This window comes from Clavibacter michiganensis subsp. tessellarius (assembly GCF_021922985.1).
GTDB lineage: Bacteria > Actinomycetota > Actinomycetes > Actinomycetales > Microbacteriaceae > Clavibacter > Clavibacter tessellarius.
In genome coordinates this window covers 1,164,551-1,180,193 of sequence record NZ_CP040788.1, presented here as the reverse complement: position 1 = coordinate 1,180,193, position 15,643 = coordinate 1,164,551, and the positions used below count along the sequence as shown (strand labels likewise).

The 15,643-nt window shown below is 71.6% G+C and carries 15 protein-coding genes; 13 read left to right on the top strand and 2 right to left on the bottom strand.

What is annotated here, in order from left to right:
• The first annotated feature begins 71 nt into the window (after positions 1 to 71).
• The 13 genes from thrS (at position 72) to FGG90_RS05290 (ending at position 13,609) form a co-directional block, all read left to right on the top strand.
• Complete coding sequence (gene thrS, locus FGG90_RS05350) at positions 72 to 2,126, top strand: threonine--tRNA ligase (RefSeq protein ID WP_094129577.1); 2,055 nt, start codon at positions 72 to 74, stop codon at positions 2,124 to 2,126.
• Entirely contained in the window at positions 2,114 to 2,713 is a 600-nt protein-coding gene (locus tag FGG90_RS05345) for an HIT family protein (protein WP_237583525.1), read from the top strand. The genes thrS and FGG90_RS05345 overlap by 13 nt, the downstream gene beginning before the upstream one ends.
• A gap of 13 nt (positions 2,714 to 2,726) precedes the next feature.
• Entirely contained in the window at positions 2,727 to 3,629 is a 903-nt protein-coding gene (gene pdxS, locus FGG90_RS05340) for a pyridoxal 5'-phosphate synthase lyase subunit PdxS (protein ID WP_063071158.1), read from the top strand.
• Positions 3,619 to 4,248, top strand: coding sequence for a pyridoxal 5'-phosphate synthase glutaminase subunit PdxT (gene pdxT / locus FGG90_RS05335; protein ID WP_094129580.1), 630 nt, complete (start codon positions 3,619 to 3,621; stop codon positions 4,246 to 4,248). Before pdxS ends, pdxT begins: the two co-directional genes overlap by 11 nt.
• Positions 4,249 to 4,325: 77 nt before the next feature.
• Positions 4,326 to 5,093, top strand: coding sequence for a YebC/PmpR family DNA-binding transcriptional regulator (locus FGG90_RS05330; RefSeq protein ID WP_094129583.1), 768 nt, complete (start codon positions 4,326 to 4,328; stop codon positions 5,091 to 5,093).
• Between the two features lie 51 nt (positions 5,094 to 5,144).
• Complete coding sequence (gene ruvC, locus FGG90_RS05325; RefSeq protein ID WP_094129586.1) at positions 5,145 to 5,753, top strand: crossover junction endodeoxyribonuclease RuvC; 609 nt, start codon at positions 5,145 to 5,147, stop codon at positions 5,751 to 5,753.
• 17 nt (positions 5,754 to 5,770) lie between these two features.
• Complete coding sequence (gene ruvA / locus FGG90_RS05320) at positions 5,771 to 6,415, top strand: Holliday junction branch migration protein RuvA (RefSeq protein WP_094131487.1); 645 nt, start codon at positions 5,771 to 5,773, stop codon at positions 6,413 to 6,415.
• A complete protein-coding gene (ruvB, locus tag FGG90_RS05315) occupies positions 6,412 to 7,500 on the top strand; it encodes a Holliday junction branch migration DNA helicase RuvB (protein WP_094129589.1) in 1,089 nt (362 codons plus the stop codon). Before ruvA ends, ruvB begins: the two co-directional genes overlap by 4 nt.
• 76 nt (positions 7,501 to 7,576) lie before the next feature.
• Entirely contained in the window at positions 7,577 to 7,966 is a 390-nt protein-coding gene (gene yajC, locus FGG90_RS05310) for a preprotein translocase subunit YajC (RefSeq protein WP_237583524.1), read from the top strand.
• A 125-nt stretch (positions 7,967 to 8,091) separates the two neighbouring features.
• Positions 8,092 to 9,906, top strand: a complete 1,815-nt coding sequence (gene secD, locus FGG90_RS05305; protein ID WP_094129592.1) for a protein translocase subunit SecD — start codon at positions 8,092 to 8,094, stop codon at positions 9,904 to 9,906.
• Positions 9,906 to 10,916 (top strand): protein translocase subunit SecF, encoded by a 1,011-nt coding sequence (gene secF / locus FGG90_RS05300; RefSeq protein WP_094129595.1) that lies wholly within the window; start codon positions 9,906 to 9,908, stop codon positions 10,914 to 10,916. The genes secD and secF overlap by 1 nt, the downstream gene beginning before the upstream one ends.
• A complete protein-coding gene (locus tag FGG90_RS05295; protein ID WP_094129598.1) occupies positions 10,913 to 11,272 on the top strand; it encodes a rhodanese-like domain-containing protein in 360 nt (119 codons plus the stop codon). Before secF ends, FGG90_RS05295 begins: the two co-directional genes overlap by 4 nt.
• 87 nt (positions 11,273 to 11,359) lie before the next feature.
• Positions 11,360 to 13,609 carry a RelA/SpoT family protein gene (locus FGG90_RS05290; protein ID WP_094129601.1) on the top strand — a complete coding sequence of 750 codons (2,250 nt, stop codon included), beginning with the start codon at positions 11,360 to 11,362 and terminating at the stop codon, positions 13,607 to 13,609.
• Here the strand turns inward: FGG90_RS05290 and FGG90_RS05285 are convergent.
• On the bottom strand, positions 13,596 to 14,204 hold the full coding sequence (locus FGG90_RS05285; RefSeq protein WP_237583523.1) for a type IV toxin-antitoxin system AbiEi family antitoxin: 609 nt from the start codon (positions 14,202 to 14,204) through the stop codon (positions 13,596 to 13,598). The genes FGG90_RS05290 and FGG90_RS05285 overlap by 14 nt on opposite strands.
• Positions 14,205 to 14,298: 94 nt before the next feature.
• Entirely contained in the window at positions 14,299 to 15,531 is a 1,233-nt protein-coding gene (locus tag FGG90_RS05280; protein WP_094131488.1) for a DUF349 domain-containing protein, read from the bottom strand.
• Between the last annotated feature and the right edge of the window lie 112 nt (positions 15,532 to 15,643).

Below are 15,643 nucleotides of genomic sequence, written 5' to 3'. Positions count from 1 at the left end.
TCCCGTCGAGGAGGCCCTCCCGCGCGCCGGTAGTCTGGGTCGGTTCCCTCCCCGTCCCGCAAGGAGCCCCCGTGGTAGACGCCGCCCAGCCCGAGATCCACGACGAGGCCGCGCCCGCGGAGACCACCGCGCAGCCGGTCGAGGCCACGGAGGCGGGCACCGGGTTCACGCTCTTCAGCGATCGCGCCGTCGTCGCCATGCGCATCGGCGGAGAGCTGAAGGACCTCGCGGCCCCGGTCGCCCCCGGCGACGTCGTCGAGCCCGTCCGCATCGACTCGCCCGACGGCCTCGCGATCCTCCGGCACTCGGCCGCCCACGTCATGGCCCAGGCGGTGCAGCAGATCAACCCGGAGGCGAAGCTCGGCATCGGGCCGCCCGTCACCGACGGCTTCTACTTCGACTTCGACGTCGCGGAGCCCTTCACGCCCGAGGACCTGAAGGCCATCTCCAAGAACATGGAACGCATCGTCCGCCAGGGCCAGCGCTTCACGCGTCGCGTCGTCTCCGAGGAGGAGGCCCGCGAGCTCATGGCCGCGGAGCCCTACAAGCTCGAGCTCATCGGCCTCAAGGGCGGATCCAGCGAGGAGCTGGGCGAGGACGGCGAGTCCGTCGAGGTCGGCGGCGCCGAGCTCACGGTCTACGAGAACGTCGACGGCAAGACCGGCGAGGTCTTCTGGCGCGACCTCTGCCGCGGCCCGCACCTGCCGAGCACGCGCATGGTCGGCAACGGCTGGGCGCTGTCCCGCGTCGCCGCCGCCTACTGGCGCGGCTCCGAGAAGAACCCGCAGCTGCAGCGCATCTACGGCACCGCCTGGCCCACCAAGGACGAGCTGCGCGCCTACCAGGGCCGCATCGAGGAGGCGCTCAAGCGCGACCACCGCCGCCTCGGCGCCGAGCTCGACCTCTTCTCCTTCCCCGACGAGATCGGCTCCGGCCTCGCGGTCTTCCACCCCAAGGGCGGCATCATCCGCCGCGAGATGGAGGACTACTCGCGCCGCCGCCACGAGACGGCCGGCTACGAGTTCGTCTACTCGCCGCACATCACGAAGTCGAACCTGTTCGAGACGAGCGGTCACCTCGACTTCTACAAGGACGGCATGTTCCCCGCCATGCACCTCGACGAGGCGCGGAACGACGAGGGCGAGATCACCCGGCAGGGCGCGGACTACTACCTGAAGCCCATGAACTGCCCCATGCACGTGCTCATCTACCGGTCGCGCCAGCGCTCGTACCGCGAGCTGCCGCTGCGCCTGTTCGAGTTCGGCACGGTCTACCGCAACGAGAAGTCCGGCGTGATCCACGGCCTCACCCGCGTGCGCGGCATGACGCAGGACGACGCGCACATCTTCACGACGCGCGAGCGCATGGCCGACGAGCTGAAGGGGACGCTCGAGTTCGTGCTGTCGCTGCTGCGCGACTACGGCCTCGACGATTTCTACCTCGAGCTGTCCACGAAGGACCCGGAGAAGTTCGTCGGATCCGACGAGGTGTGGGAGGAGGCGACCGAGACGCTGCGTCAGGTCGCCGTCGACACGGGCCTCGAGCTCGTGCCGGACCCCGCGGGCGCCGCGTTCTACGGCCCCAAGATCTCCGTGCAGGCGCGCGACGCCATCGGGCGCACGTGGCAGATGTCCACGATCCAGCTCGACTTCAACCTGCCCGAGCGCTTCGGCCTCGAGTACACGGCGAACGACGGCACGCGCAAGCAGCCGGTCATGATCCACCGCGCGCTGTTCGGGTCCATCGAGCGCTTCTTCGGCGTCCTCACCGAGCACTACGCGGGCGCGTTCCCCGTGTGGCTGTCGCCCGTCCAGGTCGTCGGGATCCCGGTGGCCGAGGACTACGAGGAGTACCTCGGCGGCGTCCTCGACCGGCTCCGTGCGGCGGGCGTGCGCACGCAGCTCGACACCTCGGACGACCGCATGCCCAAGAAGATCCGCACGCACACCAAGCTCCGCGTGCCGTACCAGCTGATCGCGGGCGAGGACGACCGGGCCGCGGGATCCGTGAGCTTCCGGTTCCGCGACGGCACCCAGGTCAACGGCGTGCCGGTGGACGAGGCCGTGGAGCGGATCACGGGCGCCATCGCCCGGCGCGAGCAGGTGGTGACGGCATGGCCCGTCTGACCCTGTCGGACCACGAGTCCGGGGGAGAGGACGAGTCCACCGGCGCCCGCGTCGACGACCCGGGCCACCTCGCCGGCGTGCCGGACGAGTTCCAGCGGCTGTGGACACCGCACCGCATGGTCTACATCCAGAAGGGGCAGCAGCCGGACCGGGACGAGTGCCCGTTCTGCATCGCCCCGTCGATGTCGGACGAGGACGCGCTCATCGTGGCGCGCGGCGAGCACGCCTTCGTGCTGCTGAACCTCTTCCCGTACAACAGCGGGCACCTGCTCGTCTGCCCGTACCGCCACATCGCGACGTACGACCTCGCGAGCCCCGAGGAGGTCGCCGAGATCGGGTCGCTCACGCAGACCGCGATGCGGGTCGTGCGCGAGGTGTCGCGGAACGACGGCTACAACATCGGCATGAACCAGGGGCAGGTCGCGGGCGCCGGCATCGCCGAGCACCTGCACCAGCACATCGTGCCGCGATGGGGGCAGGACGCGAACTTCCTGCCGATCATCGCCAAGACCAAGGCGCTGCCGCAGCTGCTGGGCGACGTGCGCGCATCCATCGCCGCAGCCTGGCCCGCCCCTGCGGGCGAATAGGATAGGGATCACAATGACTGACACCAACACCCCCGGACAGGTCGGCTCGAGCCGCGTCAAGCGCGGACTCGCGGAGATGCTCAAGGGCGGCGTCATCATGGACGTCGTCAACGCCGAGCAGGCGCGCATCGCGGAGGACGCGGGAGCGGTCGCCGTCATGGCGCTCGAGCGCGTGCCCGCCGACATCCGCTCGCAGGGCGGCGTCGCCCGCATGAGCGATCCCGACCTCATCGACCAGATCAAGGCCGAGGTCTCCATCCCCGTCATGGCGAAGGCCCGCATCGGCCACTTCGTCGAGGCGCAGGTCCTGCAGTCCCTCGAGGTCGACTACATCGACGAGTCCGAGGTGCTGAGCCCCGCCGACTACGTGAACCACATCGACAAGTGGGGCTTCACCGTCCCCTTCGTCTGCGGGGCCACCACGCTCGGCGAGGCGCTCCGACGCATCACCGAGGGCGCGGCCATGATCCGCTCCAAGGGCGAGGCCGGCACGGGCGACGTCTCCGAGGCCACCAAGCACATCCGCACCATCAAGTCCGAGATCCGCGCGCTCAGCGCCCTCACGCACGACGAGATCTACGTCGCCGCCAAGGAGCTGCAGGCGCCGTACGACCTCGTGCTCGAGGTCGCGCAGACCGGCCAGCTCCCCGTCGTGCTCTTCACCGCGGGCGGCGTGGCCACCCCGGCGGACGCGGCGATGATGATGCAGCTCGGCGCCGACGGCGTGTTCGTCGGATCCGGCATCTTCAAGTCCGGCAACCCGGTCGCCCGCGCGAAGGCCGTCGTCACGGCCACCGCGCTGTACCAGGACCCCGACGCGATCGCCCAGGCGTCCCGCGGGCTGGGCGAGGCCATGGTCGGCATCAACGTCGCCGACGTCCCCGCGCCGCACCGCCTCGCCGAGCGTGGCTGGTAGCACGGCGGCGCCTCTCGGCGACGGCCCGCTCGTCGGCGTCCTCGCGCTGCAGGGCGACGTCCGCGAGCACGTGCGCGTGCTCGAGGGGTTCGGCGCACGGACGCGGCGCGTCCGCCAGCCGAAGGACCTGCCGGGGCTGAACGGCCTGGTGATCCCGGGCGGCGAGTCGACCGTGATGGACAAGCTGTCGCGGCAGTTCGGGATCGCGGATCCGCTCCGCGCGGCGATCGACGACGGCCTGCCCGTGTACGGCACGTGCGCGGGCCTCATCATGCTGGCCGACGAGATCGTCGACGCTATCCACGACCAGCGGAGCATCGGCGGCCTCGACGTCTCCGTGCGGCGCAACGCGTTCGGATCCCAGACGGCGTCGTTCGAGGTCGACCTCGACGTGCCCGCCCTGGGGGACCCGCCCGTGCACGCCGTCTTCATCCGCGCGCCCGTGGTGGCGTCGGTCGGCCCGGCCGCGTCGGCGCTCGCGTCGCTCGACGACGGCCGCGTGGTCGCCGTGCGGCAGGGCGCGCTGCTCGGCACCTCGTTCCACCCGGAGGTCACGGGCGACCTCCGCTTCCACCGCCTCTTCCTCGACATGGTCGAGGAGTCCGGCCGCACCCTCTGACCTCCTCAGGTCCTCGGCGCGGCCGCCCGATGGTCCATCATTGACAGCGAGCAGACGCCGCGTAAGGAGAACCACCCGTGTCCGGACATTCCAAGTGGGCGACCACGAAGCACAAGAAGGCGATCATCGACTCGCGTCGCGCCAAGTCGTTCGCGAAGCTGATCAAGAACATCGAGGTCGCGGCTAAGATCGGCGGCGCCGACATGTCCGGCAACCCGACGCTCGTCGACGCGGTGCAGAAGGCCAAGAAGACCAGCGTCCCGAACGACAACATCGACCGCGCCGTCAAGCGCGGCGCCGGCCTCCTCGGCGAGGTCGTCGACTACCAGACGATCATGTACGAGGGGTACGCCGCCAACGGCGTCGCGATGCTCGTGGAGTGCCTCACGGACAACAAGAACCGCGCCGCCGCCGAGGTCCGCACGGCGATGAGCCGCAACGGCGGCACCATGGCCGACCCGGGCAGCGTCGCCTACAACTTCCACCGCAAGGGCGTCCTCGCGGTGCCGCACGCGGAGACCCCCACCGAGGACGACGTGCTCGCGGCCGTCCTCGACGCGGGCGCCGAGGACGTCACCGACCACGGCGAGGTGTTCGAGATCCAGTGCGAGCCGTCCGACATGGTCGCCGTGCGCCAGGCTCTCCAGGCGGCCGGCATCGACTACGACTCCGCCGACGTGGAGTTCGTGCCGCAGGTGAAGGTCGAGGTCGACCTCGAGACCGCGCGCAAGGTCAACAAGCTCGTCGACGCCATGGAGGACCTGGACGACGTCCAGAACATCTACATCAACAGCGACGTGCCCGCCGACGTGCAGGCCGCGCTCGACGACGACGACGAGGAGTAGGCCCCCATCGCCGGGGCGCGGGGGAGCGGCACGGGGGGCGTCGGGCCGCACGTGCGGATCCTCGGGATCGACCCCGGCCTGACGCGCTGCGGCGTGGGCGTGGTCGACGTGTTCGCGGACCGCTCGGCGCGCATCGTCGACGTGCAGGTCGTGCGGACCAGCCCGACCGACGAGCTGCACCACCGGCTGCTCGCCGTCGGGGACGGCATCGACGAGCTCGTGGCGCGCCACGGGCCCGCCGTCGTCGCCATCGAGCGCGTGTTCGCGCAGGACAACCTGTCCACCGTGATGGGCGTCGCGCAGATCACGGGCGTCGCCCTGGCCGGTGCGGCCCGCCGCGGACTGGACGTCGCGATGCACACGCCGAGCGAGGTCAAGGCCGCGGTCACGGGCTACGGGCAGGCCGACAAGAAGCAGGTCGCGACCATGGTCGCGCGCATCCTCGGCCTCGACGAGCTGCCGACGCCCGCCGACGCGTCGGACGCCCTGGCGCTCGCCATCTGCGCCGGCTGGCGGGCGGGCCTCTCGCGTGCGGGCATCGCGGGGACTCCCGCACCCGCCTCCCGCGCCGCGGCGCCCGCCGTCCCCGGAGCCTCGGGCCCCACCGCGGCCCAGGCGGCGTGGCTCGCCGCCGAGCGTGCGCAGCGGGGTCGGCGCTAGCTCGTAGGGTTGTGGGCGTGATCTCCTCCCTCCGCGGCACCGTGCTGTCCGTCTCCGGTCAGACCCTCCTGCTGGAGGTCCACGGGGTGGGCTACGGCGTCCAGGTGACGCCGCGGCACGCGCTCGAGCTGCGGCACGGATCCGAGGCCACCGTGCTCACGTCGCTCGTCGTCCGCGAGGACTCGCTCACCCTCTTCGGCTTCCCCGGACCGGACGAGCTCCGCGCCTTCGAGCTGCTCTGCGGCGTCACCGGCGTCGGCCCGAAGTCGGCCCTCGCGGTGCTCGAGCACCTGGATCCCGAGGCCATGGCGCGGGCGATCGCCGTCGAGGACGACGCCGCCTTCCGCCGCGTCTCCGGCATCGGACCCAAGACCGCCAAGCTCATCGTGCTGCAGCTGGCGGGCAAGCTCGTGGTCACGCAGGCGCGGTCGCGCTCCGCGGCGTCCGCGCCGTCCTCCGTCACCGCGGACGTCCTCACCGCGCTCGTGGGCCTCGGCTGGTCCGAGCGCGTCGCCCGCACGGCCGTCGACGACGCGGTCGCCGCCGCCGAGGAGCAGGGCGCCTCCGCCGACATGCCGCGCCTCCTCCGCGTCGCGCTCGGGATGCTCGGCCCGCAGCAGGCGCCGGGCGCCGCCGCGGCCGGTGCGGCGGTCGACCGGTGAGCGCGCTCGACCCGGGCGAGGTCTCGAGCCCCGTGCCCGAGTCGGAGGCCGAGCTCGCCTTCGAGGGCGCGCTGCGTCCGCGGTCGCTTTCCGAGTTCGTCGGGCAGGTCAAGGTGCGCGGGCAGCTGGAGCTGCTGCTCACGGCCGCCGCGATGCAGAACCGGTCGCCCGACCACATCCTGCTGGCCGGTCCTCCCGGGCTCGGCAAGACGACGCTCGCGATGATCGTCGCCGAGGAGAGCCGTCGCCCGCTGCGCCTCACGAGCGGTCCGGCCATCCAGCACGCGGGCGACCTCGCGGCGGTGCTGTCCGCGCTCGTGCCGGGGGAGATCCTCTTCGTCGACGAGATCCACCGCATGGCGCGCTCCGCCGAGGAGATGCTCTACCTGGCGATGGAGGACTTCCGCATCGACATCATGGTGGGCAAGGGCGCCGGCGCGACCTCCATCCCGCTCGAGCTCGCCCCGTTCACGCTCGTGGGCGCCACCACGCGCTCCGGGATGCTGCCGAGCCCGCTCCGCGACCGCTTCGGATTCACCGCGCACCTGGAGTTCTACGAGACGCACGAGCTGGAGCAGGTCATCGAGCGCGCCGCCGGGATGCTGCACCTCGAGATCGAGCACGAGGCCGTGGCGGAGATCGCCGGGCGCTGCCGCGGCACGCCCCGCATCGCCAACCGCCTGCTGCGCCGGGTGCGGGACTACGCGCTCGTGCACGGCACGGAGGCCGACGTGGCCTCGGTCCGCGCGGCCCTCGACCTGTACGACGTGGATCCGCTCGGCCTCGACCGGCTCGACCGCGCGGTCATGCGCGGCATCCTCACGCGCTTCGACGGCGGGCCCGTGGGCCTCAACACCCTCGCCGTGTCCGTGGGGGAGGAGGCGGAGACGATCGAGTCGGTCGTCGAGCCGTTCCTCGTGCGCATCGGGCTGGTCACGCGCACCCCGCGCGGCCGCGTAGCGACGCCCGCCGCCTGGCGGCACTTCGGGCTCGAGGGGCCCGTGGCGCGCGGCCTGCCGGGCGCCCCCGGACCGGGGGCGACGACCTCGGGAGTCGAGGAGCCGCTCTTCGGCGATGGCCTATGATTCAAGCTGGCCTCCCGCGGAACGTCGCCGGTTCGTCGTGTCCGTACACCCCCAGCTCCTGAAAGGCCCGTCCCGCATGGACCCGTTCACCCTGATCATGTTCGCCGTCCTGGCGCTGCTCATCTTCTTCATGTTCCGCAACAGCCGGAAGCGCCAGAAGGACCTGGCCGCGCTGCAGACGCAGATGGTGCCCGGCGCCGAGGTCATGACGGCCTCCGGCATCTACGGGACGCTGGTCTCCTTCGACGAGGAGAACAACCTCGCGTACCTCGAGGTCTCGCCCGGCACGGTCCTGAAGCTGCACCGCCAGACCATCGCCCGGGTCGTCGAGCCGACCGTCGCGGTCGCGGACGACGCCAGCGAGCTCGTGGACGACGCCCCGGCCACCGACGTCGTCGACGAGGCCGGCAGCACGGACGCCGGCCGTCGCCACGACGACGGCGACGCGCCCACCGCGCGCCCCTGATCCACCGGGCGGGCGGCCGATCCCGCCCGCCGCACCCGGGCGGGATCGCGCCCGGGCCAGCTCCCCCACCCATCCGGGACCGCGACGCCGCGGCGGCCGTCCCGCGGAGAAAGTCGAGTGTCCAGGTGGCCAAGTCGCCCACACCGGTACGCAAGGCCCGGCGCAAGCTCGTCTGGCTGCTCGTGATCATCGGCCTCCTCGCCGGCGGCAACGCCGCGAGCGTGGCCTTCAGCAACGGGTCGTGGACCCCGAAGCTCGCGCTCGACCTCGAGGGCGGGACGCAGATCATCCTGGCGCCCCAGCTGGACGGCGCGTCCTCCGGTCCCACGAGCGAGCAGCTCGCCCAGGCGGTGTCGATCATCCGCCAGCGCGTCGACGCCAGCGGCGTCTCCGAGGCGGAGATCACGACGCAGGGCGGCAGCAACATCGTCGTGAGCCTCCCGGGCGAGCCGGACGCCGCCACGATGCAGCGCCTGCAGTCCTCCGCGAAGCTCGAGCTCCGTCCCGTCCTCGTCGGAGCACCCGGCACCTCCTCCGTCGGCGCGACGCCCACGCCGACCCCGACGGACGGATCCGCGCCGGCCCCCACCGACGGGTCGACCCCCGCGGCCGAGACGCCGGCCGCCGAGGCCACGCCCGATCCCGCCACGCTCTCCGACGAGCCGACCGCGGAGCCCACCGGCCCCAGCGACGTCTCCTGGGTCACCCCGCGGCTCCAGGCCCAGTTCGCCGCCTACGACTGCGCCACCGCGCCCGAGAGCGACGGCCAGGCGGCACCCGCCGACCGCGCGATCATCGCCTGCTCCGACGACGGGGCGGCCAAGTACGTGCTCGGCCCGGTCGAGGTCGACGGCAGCACCATCTCCGACGCCACGAGCGGCCTGCAGCAGTCCAGCCAGGGCGTCAGCACGGGCACGTGGTCCGTCAACCTCGTCTTCGACGGCGACGGCACGAAGCAGTTCGGCGACATGTCGACCCGGCTCATCACCCTCGAGTCCCCGCGCAACCAGTTCGCCTTCGTCCTCGACAACGAGGTCATCTCGGCGCCCGTCACGCAGGGCGTCGTCACCAACGGCAAGCCGTCCATCACGGGCAACTTCACGCAGGACAGCGCCAAGGCGCTGGCCGACCAGCTCAAGTTCGGCGCCCTGCCGCTGAGCTTCACGCTGCAGAGCTCCGACGTCATCTCCGCGACGCTCGGATCCTCGCAGCTCACCAGCGGCCTCATCGCGGGACTCATCGGCCTCGTGCTCGTGGTGCTCTACTCGCTCGTGCAGTACCGGGCGCTCGGCATGGTGACGGTGGCCTCGCTCGCCATCGCCGCCGTCATCACGTACCTGCTCATCACGCTCCTGAGCTGGCGGGAGGGGTACCGGCTCTCGCTCGCCGGGGTGGCGGGGCTCATCGTGGCCATCGGCATCACGGCGGACTCGTTCATCGTGTACTTCGAACGCATCAAGGACGAGCTCCGCGACGGCCGCGGCCTGGTCTCGTCGGTCGAGCAGGGCTGGAAGCGCGCGCTGCGCACGATCATCGCGTCCGACACGGTCAACTTCCTCGCCGCCGCGGTGCTCTTCATCCTCGCGGTCGGCAACGTGAAGGGCTTCGCGCTCACGCTCGGGCTCACGACGATCATCGACCTCATCGTCGTGTCGCTCTTCACCCACCCGATCCTGCAGCTGCTCGCGGAGCGCCGCTTCTTCGCCGAGGGCCACCGCATGAGCGGGCTCGACCCGCGGGCGCTCGGGGCGGTCTACCGCGGCCGCGCGACCTTCCGCACGCCGACCGCCCCGACGGGCCGTGGCACCGCCGCGGCGAAGGAGGCGGCGCGCCGGCAGACCATCGCCGAGCGCAAGGCCGCGCAGGGCGCCCCCACAGGCACCACCTCGACCGCGACGATCGACGCGCCGCGCTCCGACGACACGAGCAGGGACGACTGATGGCTGGCTTCTCCGAGTTCGGCAACGACCTCTACACGGGCAAGCGCTCGTTCGACATCGTCGGGCGCCGCAAGCTCTGGTACGGCATCGCCGCCGTGTGCATCCTCATCTCGATCCTCGGGCCGCTGGTCCGCGGCGGGTTCACCTTCGGCATCGAGTTCACGGGCGGATCCGAGTTCACGGTGAGCGGGGCGTCCTCGCAGTCGCAGGACATCGCGAGCGACGCGGTGGCCACCGTGACGCCCGTCCCGGCCCGCGTCTCGAGCGTCGGGTCCGACGGCGTGCGCGTCCAGACCGACCAGCTCGAGCCCGCGGACAGCACCGCCGTCCGCCAAGCCCTCGCCACGGCGTACGGCGTCGAGGCGTCGAGCGTCACCGAGTCGTTCATCGGCCCGTCCTGGGGCCAGGACATCACCCGCCAGGCGCTGTGGGGGCTCGTGGTGTTCCTCGCGCTGGCCGCGCTCGTCATGTCGGTGTACTTCCGCACCTGGAAGATGTCCGTCGCGGCCATCGTCGCCCTGCTCCACGACCTCGTGCTCACGGCCGGCATCTACGGCATCACCGGATTCGAGGTCACGCCCGCCGCGGTCATCGGCTTCCTCACGATCCTCGGCTACTCGCTGTACGACACGGTCGTGGTCTTCGACAAGATCCGCGAGAACACCGCCGAGGACGGGCAGGAGTCCCGGCGCACGTTCGGCCAGTCGGTGAACCTCGCCGTCAACCAGACGCTCGTGCGCTCCATCAACACGTCCATCGTCGCGATCCTGCCGGTCGGCTCCATCCTCTTCATCGGGGCCGTGGTGCTGGGCGCGGGCACCCTGCGCGACATCGCGCTGTCGCTCTTCATCGGCATCATCGTCGGCACGTACTCCACGATCTTCCTGGCGGCTCCGCTCTACGCGCACCTCCGCGAGAACGAGCCGAAGGTCAAGAAGGGCGACGCGCGCGCCGCCGCGGCCGCCAGCCGTGCCCAGGCCGAGCGTGCCGCGGCTACGGTGGAGGCATGAGCAGCGCACACGGAGCGGGCGTCCCCGAGGACATCGACGCCGCCACGGCCAAGGCCCGCACGACGACCGGGGAGTCCTGGCTCCTCGACGTGCGCGAGGACGACGAGTGGGCGGCCGGTCATTCCGCGGTGGCGCACCACATCCCCATGGGCGAGCTCCAGGCGCGGGTCGACGAGCTGCCGGCCGACGAGCACATCGCCGTGGTCTGCCGCTCCGGGCACCGGTCGTCCCTCGCCGCGCAGGCCCTGCTGCGCGGGGGCTTCGCGGCGTCCAACGTCACCGGCGGCATGCAGGCGTGGTCCGAGATGGGCGGTGACGTCGTGACGGACGACGGGGCTCCCGGCCGCGTGGCCTGATCCGCGTCCGTCCGGCCGGAGCAGTGGTCGGGGGCGGTCTGCCGCGGTGATAATTTGGTCACCAGCAGACGGCTGGGAGGCTGGACGATGACGGAGACGACCTCGAGCACGGCTTCCCTCCGGCGCCTCGTGCCCCGCCTGTTCTCGCGGGCGCAGCCGGCCGGCGCCGTCGAGCAGCTCATCCGCACCGCGCGGCTGCACCACCCGAAGGCCGACATGGGCCTGATCGAGCGGGCCTACGCCGTCGCGGAGCGCGCGCACGAGGGCCAGAAGCGCAAGAGCGGCGAGCCGTACATCACCCATCCGGTGGCCGTGGCGCAGATCCTCGCCGACCTCGGCATCGGCCCCAAGACGCTCGCGGCCGCGCTCCTGCACGACACGGTCGAGGACACCGAGTACACGCTCGACATGCTCCGTCACGACTTCGGCGACGAGATCGCCATGCTGGTCGACGGCGTCACGAAGCTCGACAAGCTCAAGTACGGCGACAGCGCGCAGGCCGAGACCGTGCGCAAGATGGTCGTGGCGATGTCGAAGGACATCCGGGTGCTCGTGGTGAAGCTGGCGGACCGGCTGCACAACGCGCGCACGTGGGGCTTCGTCGAGTCGGCGTCCGCCGAGCGGAAGGCCAAGGAGACGCTTGAGATCTACGCGCCGCTGGCGCACCGTCTCGGCATCCAGACCATCAAATGGGAGCTCGAGGACCTCTCGTTCGCGGTGCTCTATCCGAAGATCTACGTCGAGATCGAGAACCTCGTGAAGCAGCGCACGCCGCAGCGCGAGGAGTTCGTGCAGCAGGTGATCGACAGCGTCAACGACGACCTCCGATCCGCGCGCATCCGCGGCAAGGTCGCCGGCCGGCCGAAGCAGTACTACTCGATCTACCAGAAGATGGTCGTGCGCGGGCGCGAGTTCGACGAGATCTACGACCTGGTCGGCATCCGCGTGCTGGTGGACTCCCTGCGCGACTGCTACGCGGTGCTGGGAGCCATCCACGCGCGCTGGACCCCGGTGCCCGGCCGGTTCAAGGACTACATCGCCACCCCGAAGTTCAACCTCTACCAGTCGCTCCACACGACGGTGATCGGTCCGAAGGGGCGGCCCGTCGAGATCCAGATCCGCACGCACGAGATGCACCAGCGCGCCGAGTTCGGCGTCGCCGCGCATTGGAAGTACAAGGAGCGCATGAACGGCGGCCGCACGACGGAGGTGTCGCCTCAGGGGGACACCGACCTCGCCTGGCTCGCGCACATCTCCGACTGGCAGTCCGAGACCGCCGACCCCGGGGAGTTCCTCGACAGCCTGCGCTTCGAGATCGGCGCGAAGGAGGTCTACGTCTTCACGCCGCACGGGAAGGTGATCGGGCTCCCCGCCGGCGGCACGCCCGTGGACTTCGCTTACGCCGTGCACACGGACGTCGGCCACCGCACGATGGGCGCGAAGGTCAACGGGCGGCTCGTGCCCCTCGAGAACCCGCTGACCACCGGCGACGTCGTCGAGGTCTTCACGTCGAAGAACCCGGACAGCGGTCCCAGCAAGGACTGGCTCGCGTTCGTGAAGAGCGCCCGCGCCCGCAACAAGATCAAGCAGTGGTTCACCAAGGAGCGCCGCGAGGAGGCCATCGAGCAGGGCAAGGACGCCATCGCCCGCGCCATGCGCAAGCAGAACCTCCCGCTCCAGAAGCTCATGAACCAGGACGCGTTCTCGGACGTGGCCCAGAGCATGAAGTTCGACGACGTCGCCGCGCTCTACGCGGCCGTCGGCGAGGGCCACGTGTCCACCCAGTCCGTGATCGAGAAGGTGCTCGCCTCGATCCAGGGCGACAGCGGCGGGGAGGCGGAGGAGGTCTTCGCCGTCACGCAGCGCTCCCGGGTGTCGCGCAACAGCGACTCCGGCGTGCTCGTGCGCGGCGCCCCGGACATCCTCGTGAAGCTCGCCAAGTGCTGCACGCCCGTCCCGGGGGACGAGATCATCGGCTTCGTGACCCGGGGTGCCGGCGTCTCGGTGCACCAGGCGTCCTGCCACAACGTGGGCTCGCTGCGCTCCGAGCCCGAGCGCATGATCGAGGTGGAGTGGGCCCCCTCGTCGAAGAGCCTGTTCCTCGTGCACATCCAGGTGGAGGCGCTCGATCGCTCCGGGCTGCTCAGCGACGTGACGCGCGTGCTCTCGGAGCACCACGTGAACATCCTGTCCGCGTCCGTCTCCACGTCCTCGAACCGGTTGGCCATCAGCCGGTTCGTGTTCGAGATGGGCGACGTGACGCACCTCGACCGCGTCCTCAACGCCGTGCGGCGGATCGACGCCGTGTACGACGTGTACCGGGTCAACGGCGGCTGATCCGAGCGGCGGTGCCGGCGTCCGCGGCCGGTGCGTCTGAGACCGCATCCTCGGCGAGCGTCGCGAGACGCGCCAGCGCACGGCGCTTGTCGGGCAGGGCCCCCGAGGCCTCCAGGTGCGCGCGGGCGGCGGGCACCGTGACGTCGGGGAGCGCGAGCAGGCCGCGGCACGCGCTCTCGTGCCGCGGGGTGAAGTCCGCCACGGTGCGCGCGATGTCGCACAGGGTGCGCACCGGCGTGGTGACGCGGAGGCCCGCCATGACCACGGCATCGCGCTCGTCGAGGACGACCTCGCGGATGCGGACGTTGCGCAGCTCCGGCGGATGGCACCGCGCCACCGCGTCGACGCAGTACTCGTGCGTCCGAGGGGGCAGGCGCGTGGCGCCGTGCACCCACGCCGCGGTCAGGCGCTCGGCGATGAGGCGGGACGGGACCTGGGCGGCCAGCGCGGCCGCGCGGAGCCAGGGGGACGCGAGCTCGTCCACGGGGGAGTAGCAGGCGTCGACCTCGTAGACCTCGCCGTCGAGACGGGCGGAGCAGAGCTCGGCGAGGGGGAGGTCGAGGACGGACAGGACGGGGGCGAGGCGCGGGGACATGCGGCGCACCATGCCAGGCGCCGCCCCCGGACGGACGACGGGCCGGGATCCTGTGGAGGATCCCGGCCCGTCGTGGCGGTGCGGAGGAGGAGGGCTAGGAGCCCAGCGCGTCCAGCCACACGCGGCGGGCGGCGAGCGCCTCCTCGGCCTCGGCGATGCGGCGGGCGTCGCCCTCGGCCTTCGCGGCGTCGAGCTCGCGCTGGAGCTTGTCGATCGCGGCGCCGAGCTGCGAGGCGAGGCCCTCCGAGCGGGCCTTCGTCTCGGGGTTGTTCTTGCGCCAGAACTCCTCGTCGAGCGTGCGGACGTGGGCCTCCACCTTGCGGAGGCGGTCCTCGACGGTCTTGACGCTGTCGCGAGGCACCCGTCCGACGGCGTCCCACCGGAGCTGGACGGCCGTGAGCTTGTCGCGCGCGGCGGTGCGCTCCGTGATCCGCAGGATGGGCTCGGCCTCGTCGAGGAGGGCGAGCTTCGCCTGCAGGTTGGCCTGCTGCTCCTCGTCATCCGCCGCGTCGACCTCGGCCTTGGCGCCGTACAGCACGTCTCCCGCGGCCTTGAACTGCGCCCAGAGCGCATCGTCGTAGCGCTTGCCGGCGCGGCCGGCGAGCTTCCACTCGTCGAGGAGGCGGCGGTAGGCGGGGATGCCGCCGACGCCCTGCGACTCGAGGGCGCGCGCCTGCTCGACGATGGCCTGCTTCTTCGAGCGGGCGTCCTTGTGGGCGTTGTCGAGCTCGGCGAAGAACGCCTTGCGCTCGGTGTCGATGGTGGATCGCGCGGTGCGGAAGCGCTTCCACAGCTCGTTCGCGTCGTTCTTCGGCAGGCGCGGCCCCGTCTGCTGGTGCTGCTGCCAGCGCGCGAACAGCCCGTCGACCTCGGCCGTGAGCTGCTTCCACTGCACCTTCGAGAAGTCCTGCTGCGCGAGGCGCTCGGTCTCCTCGACGATGGCGGTGCGCTCGGCGACGGCGGCCTGGACGACCTGGCGCTGCTCCTCGCCCTGCTTCTCCGTGAGCTCGCCGACGGTGGCGGCGAGGACGTCGAGCCGGGCCCGCAGGGCCTGCAGGTCGCCGACGGCGTTGGCGCCGTCGACCGCCTCGATGAGGTGCGCGACCGCCTTCGAGACGTCCGCGGCGGGGGCGCCGCGCTTGGCGCGCTGCTCCAGGAGCGTGACCTGGCCCGCGAGGTCGGTGAACTTGCGCTGGAAGTAGGCCAGCGCCTCCTCGGGGGTCCCGTCGGGGTACTGGCCCACGACGCGCTCGCCGTCGCCCTCGCGGAGGAAGACGGTGCCCGTCTCGTCGACGCGGCCCCAGGGGGTCTGATCGTTGTCTGCCACGGATTCCACCTTGTTCGTAGGACCGGCCGGACCGGTGCGGAGACGTGCACGTCAGCCTAGAGCACGGGCATCCCGGGGGTTCGCCGCGTGCGACGGCGGACTGACCTGTCGA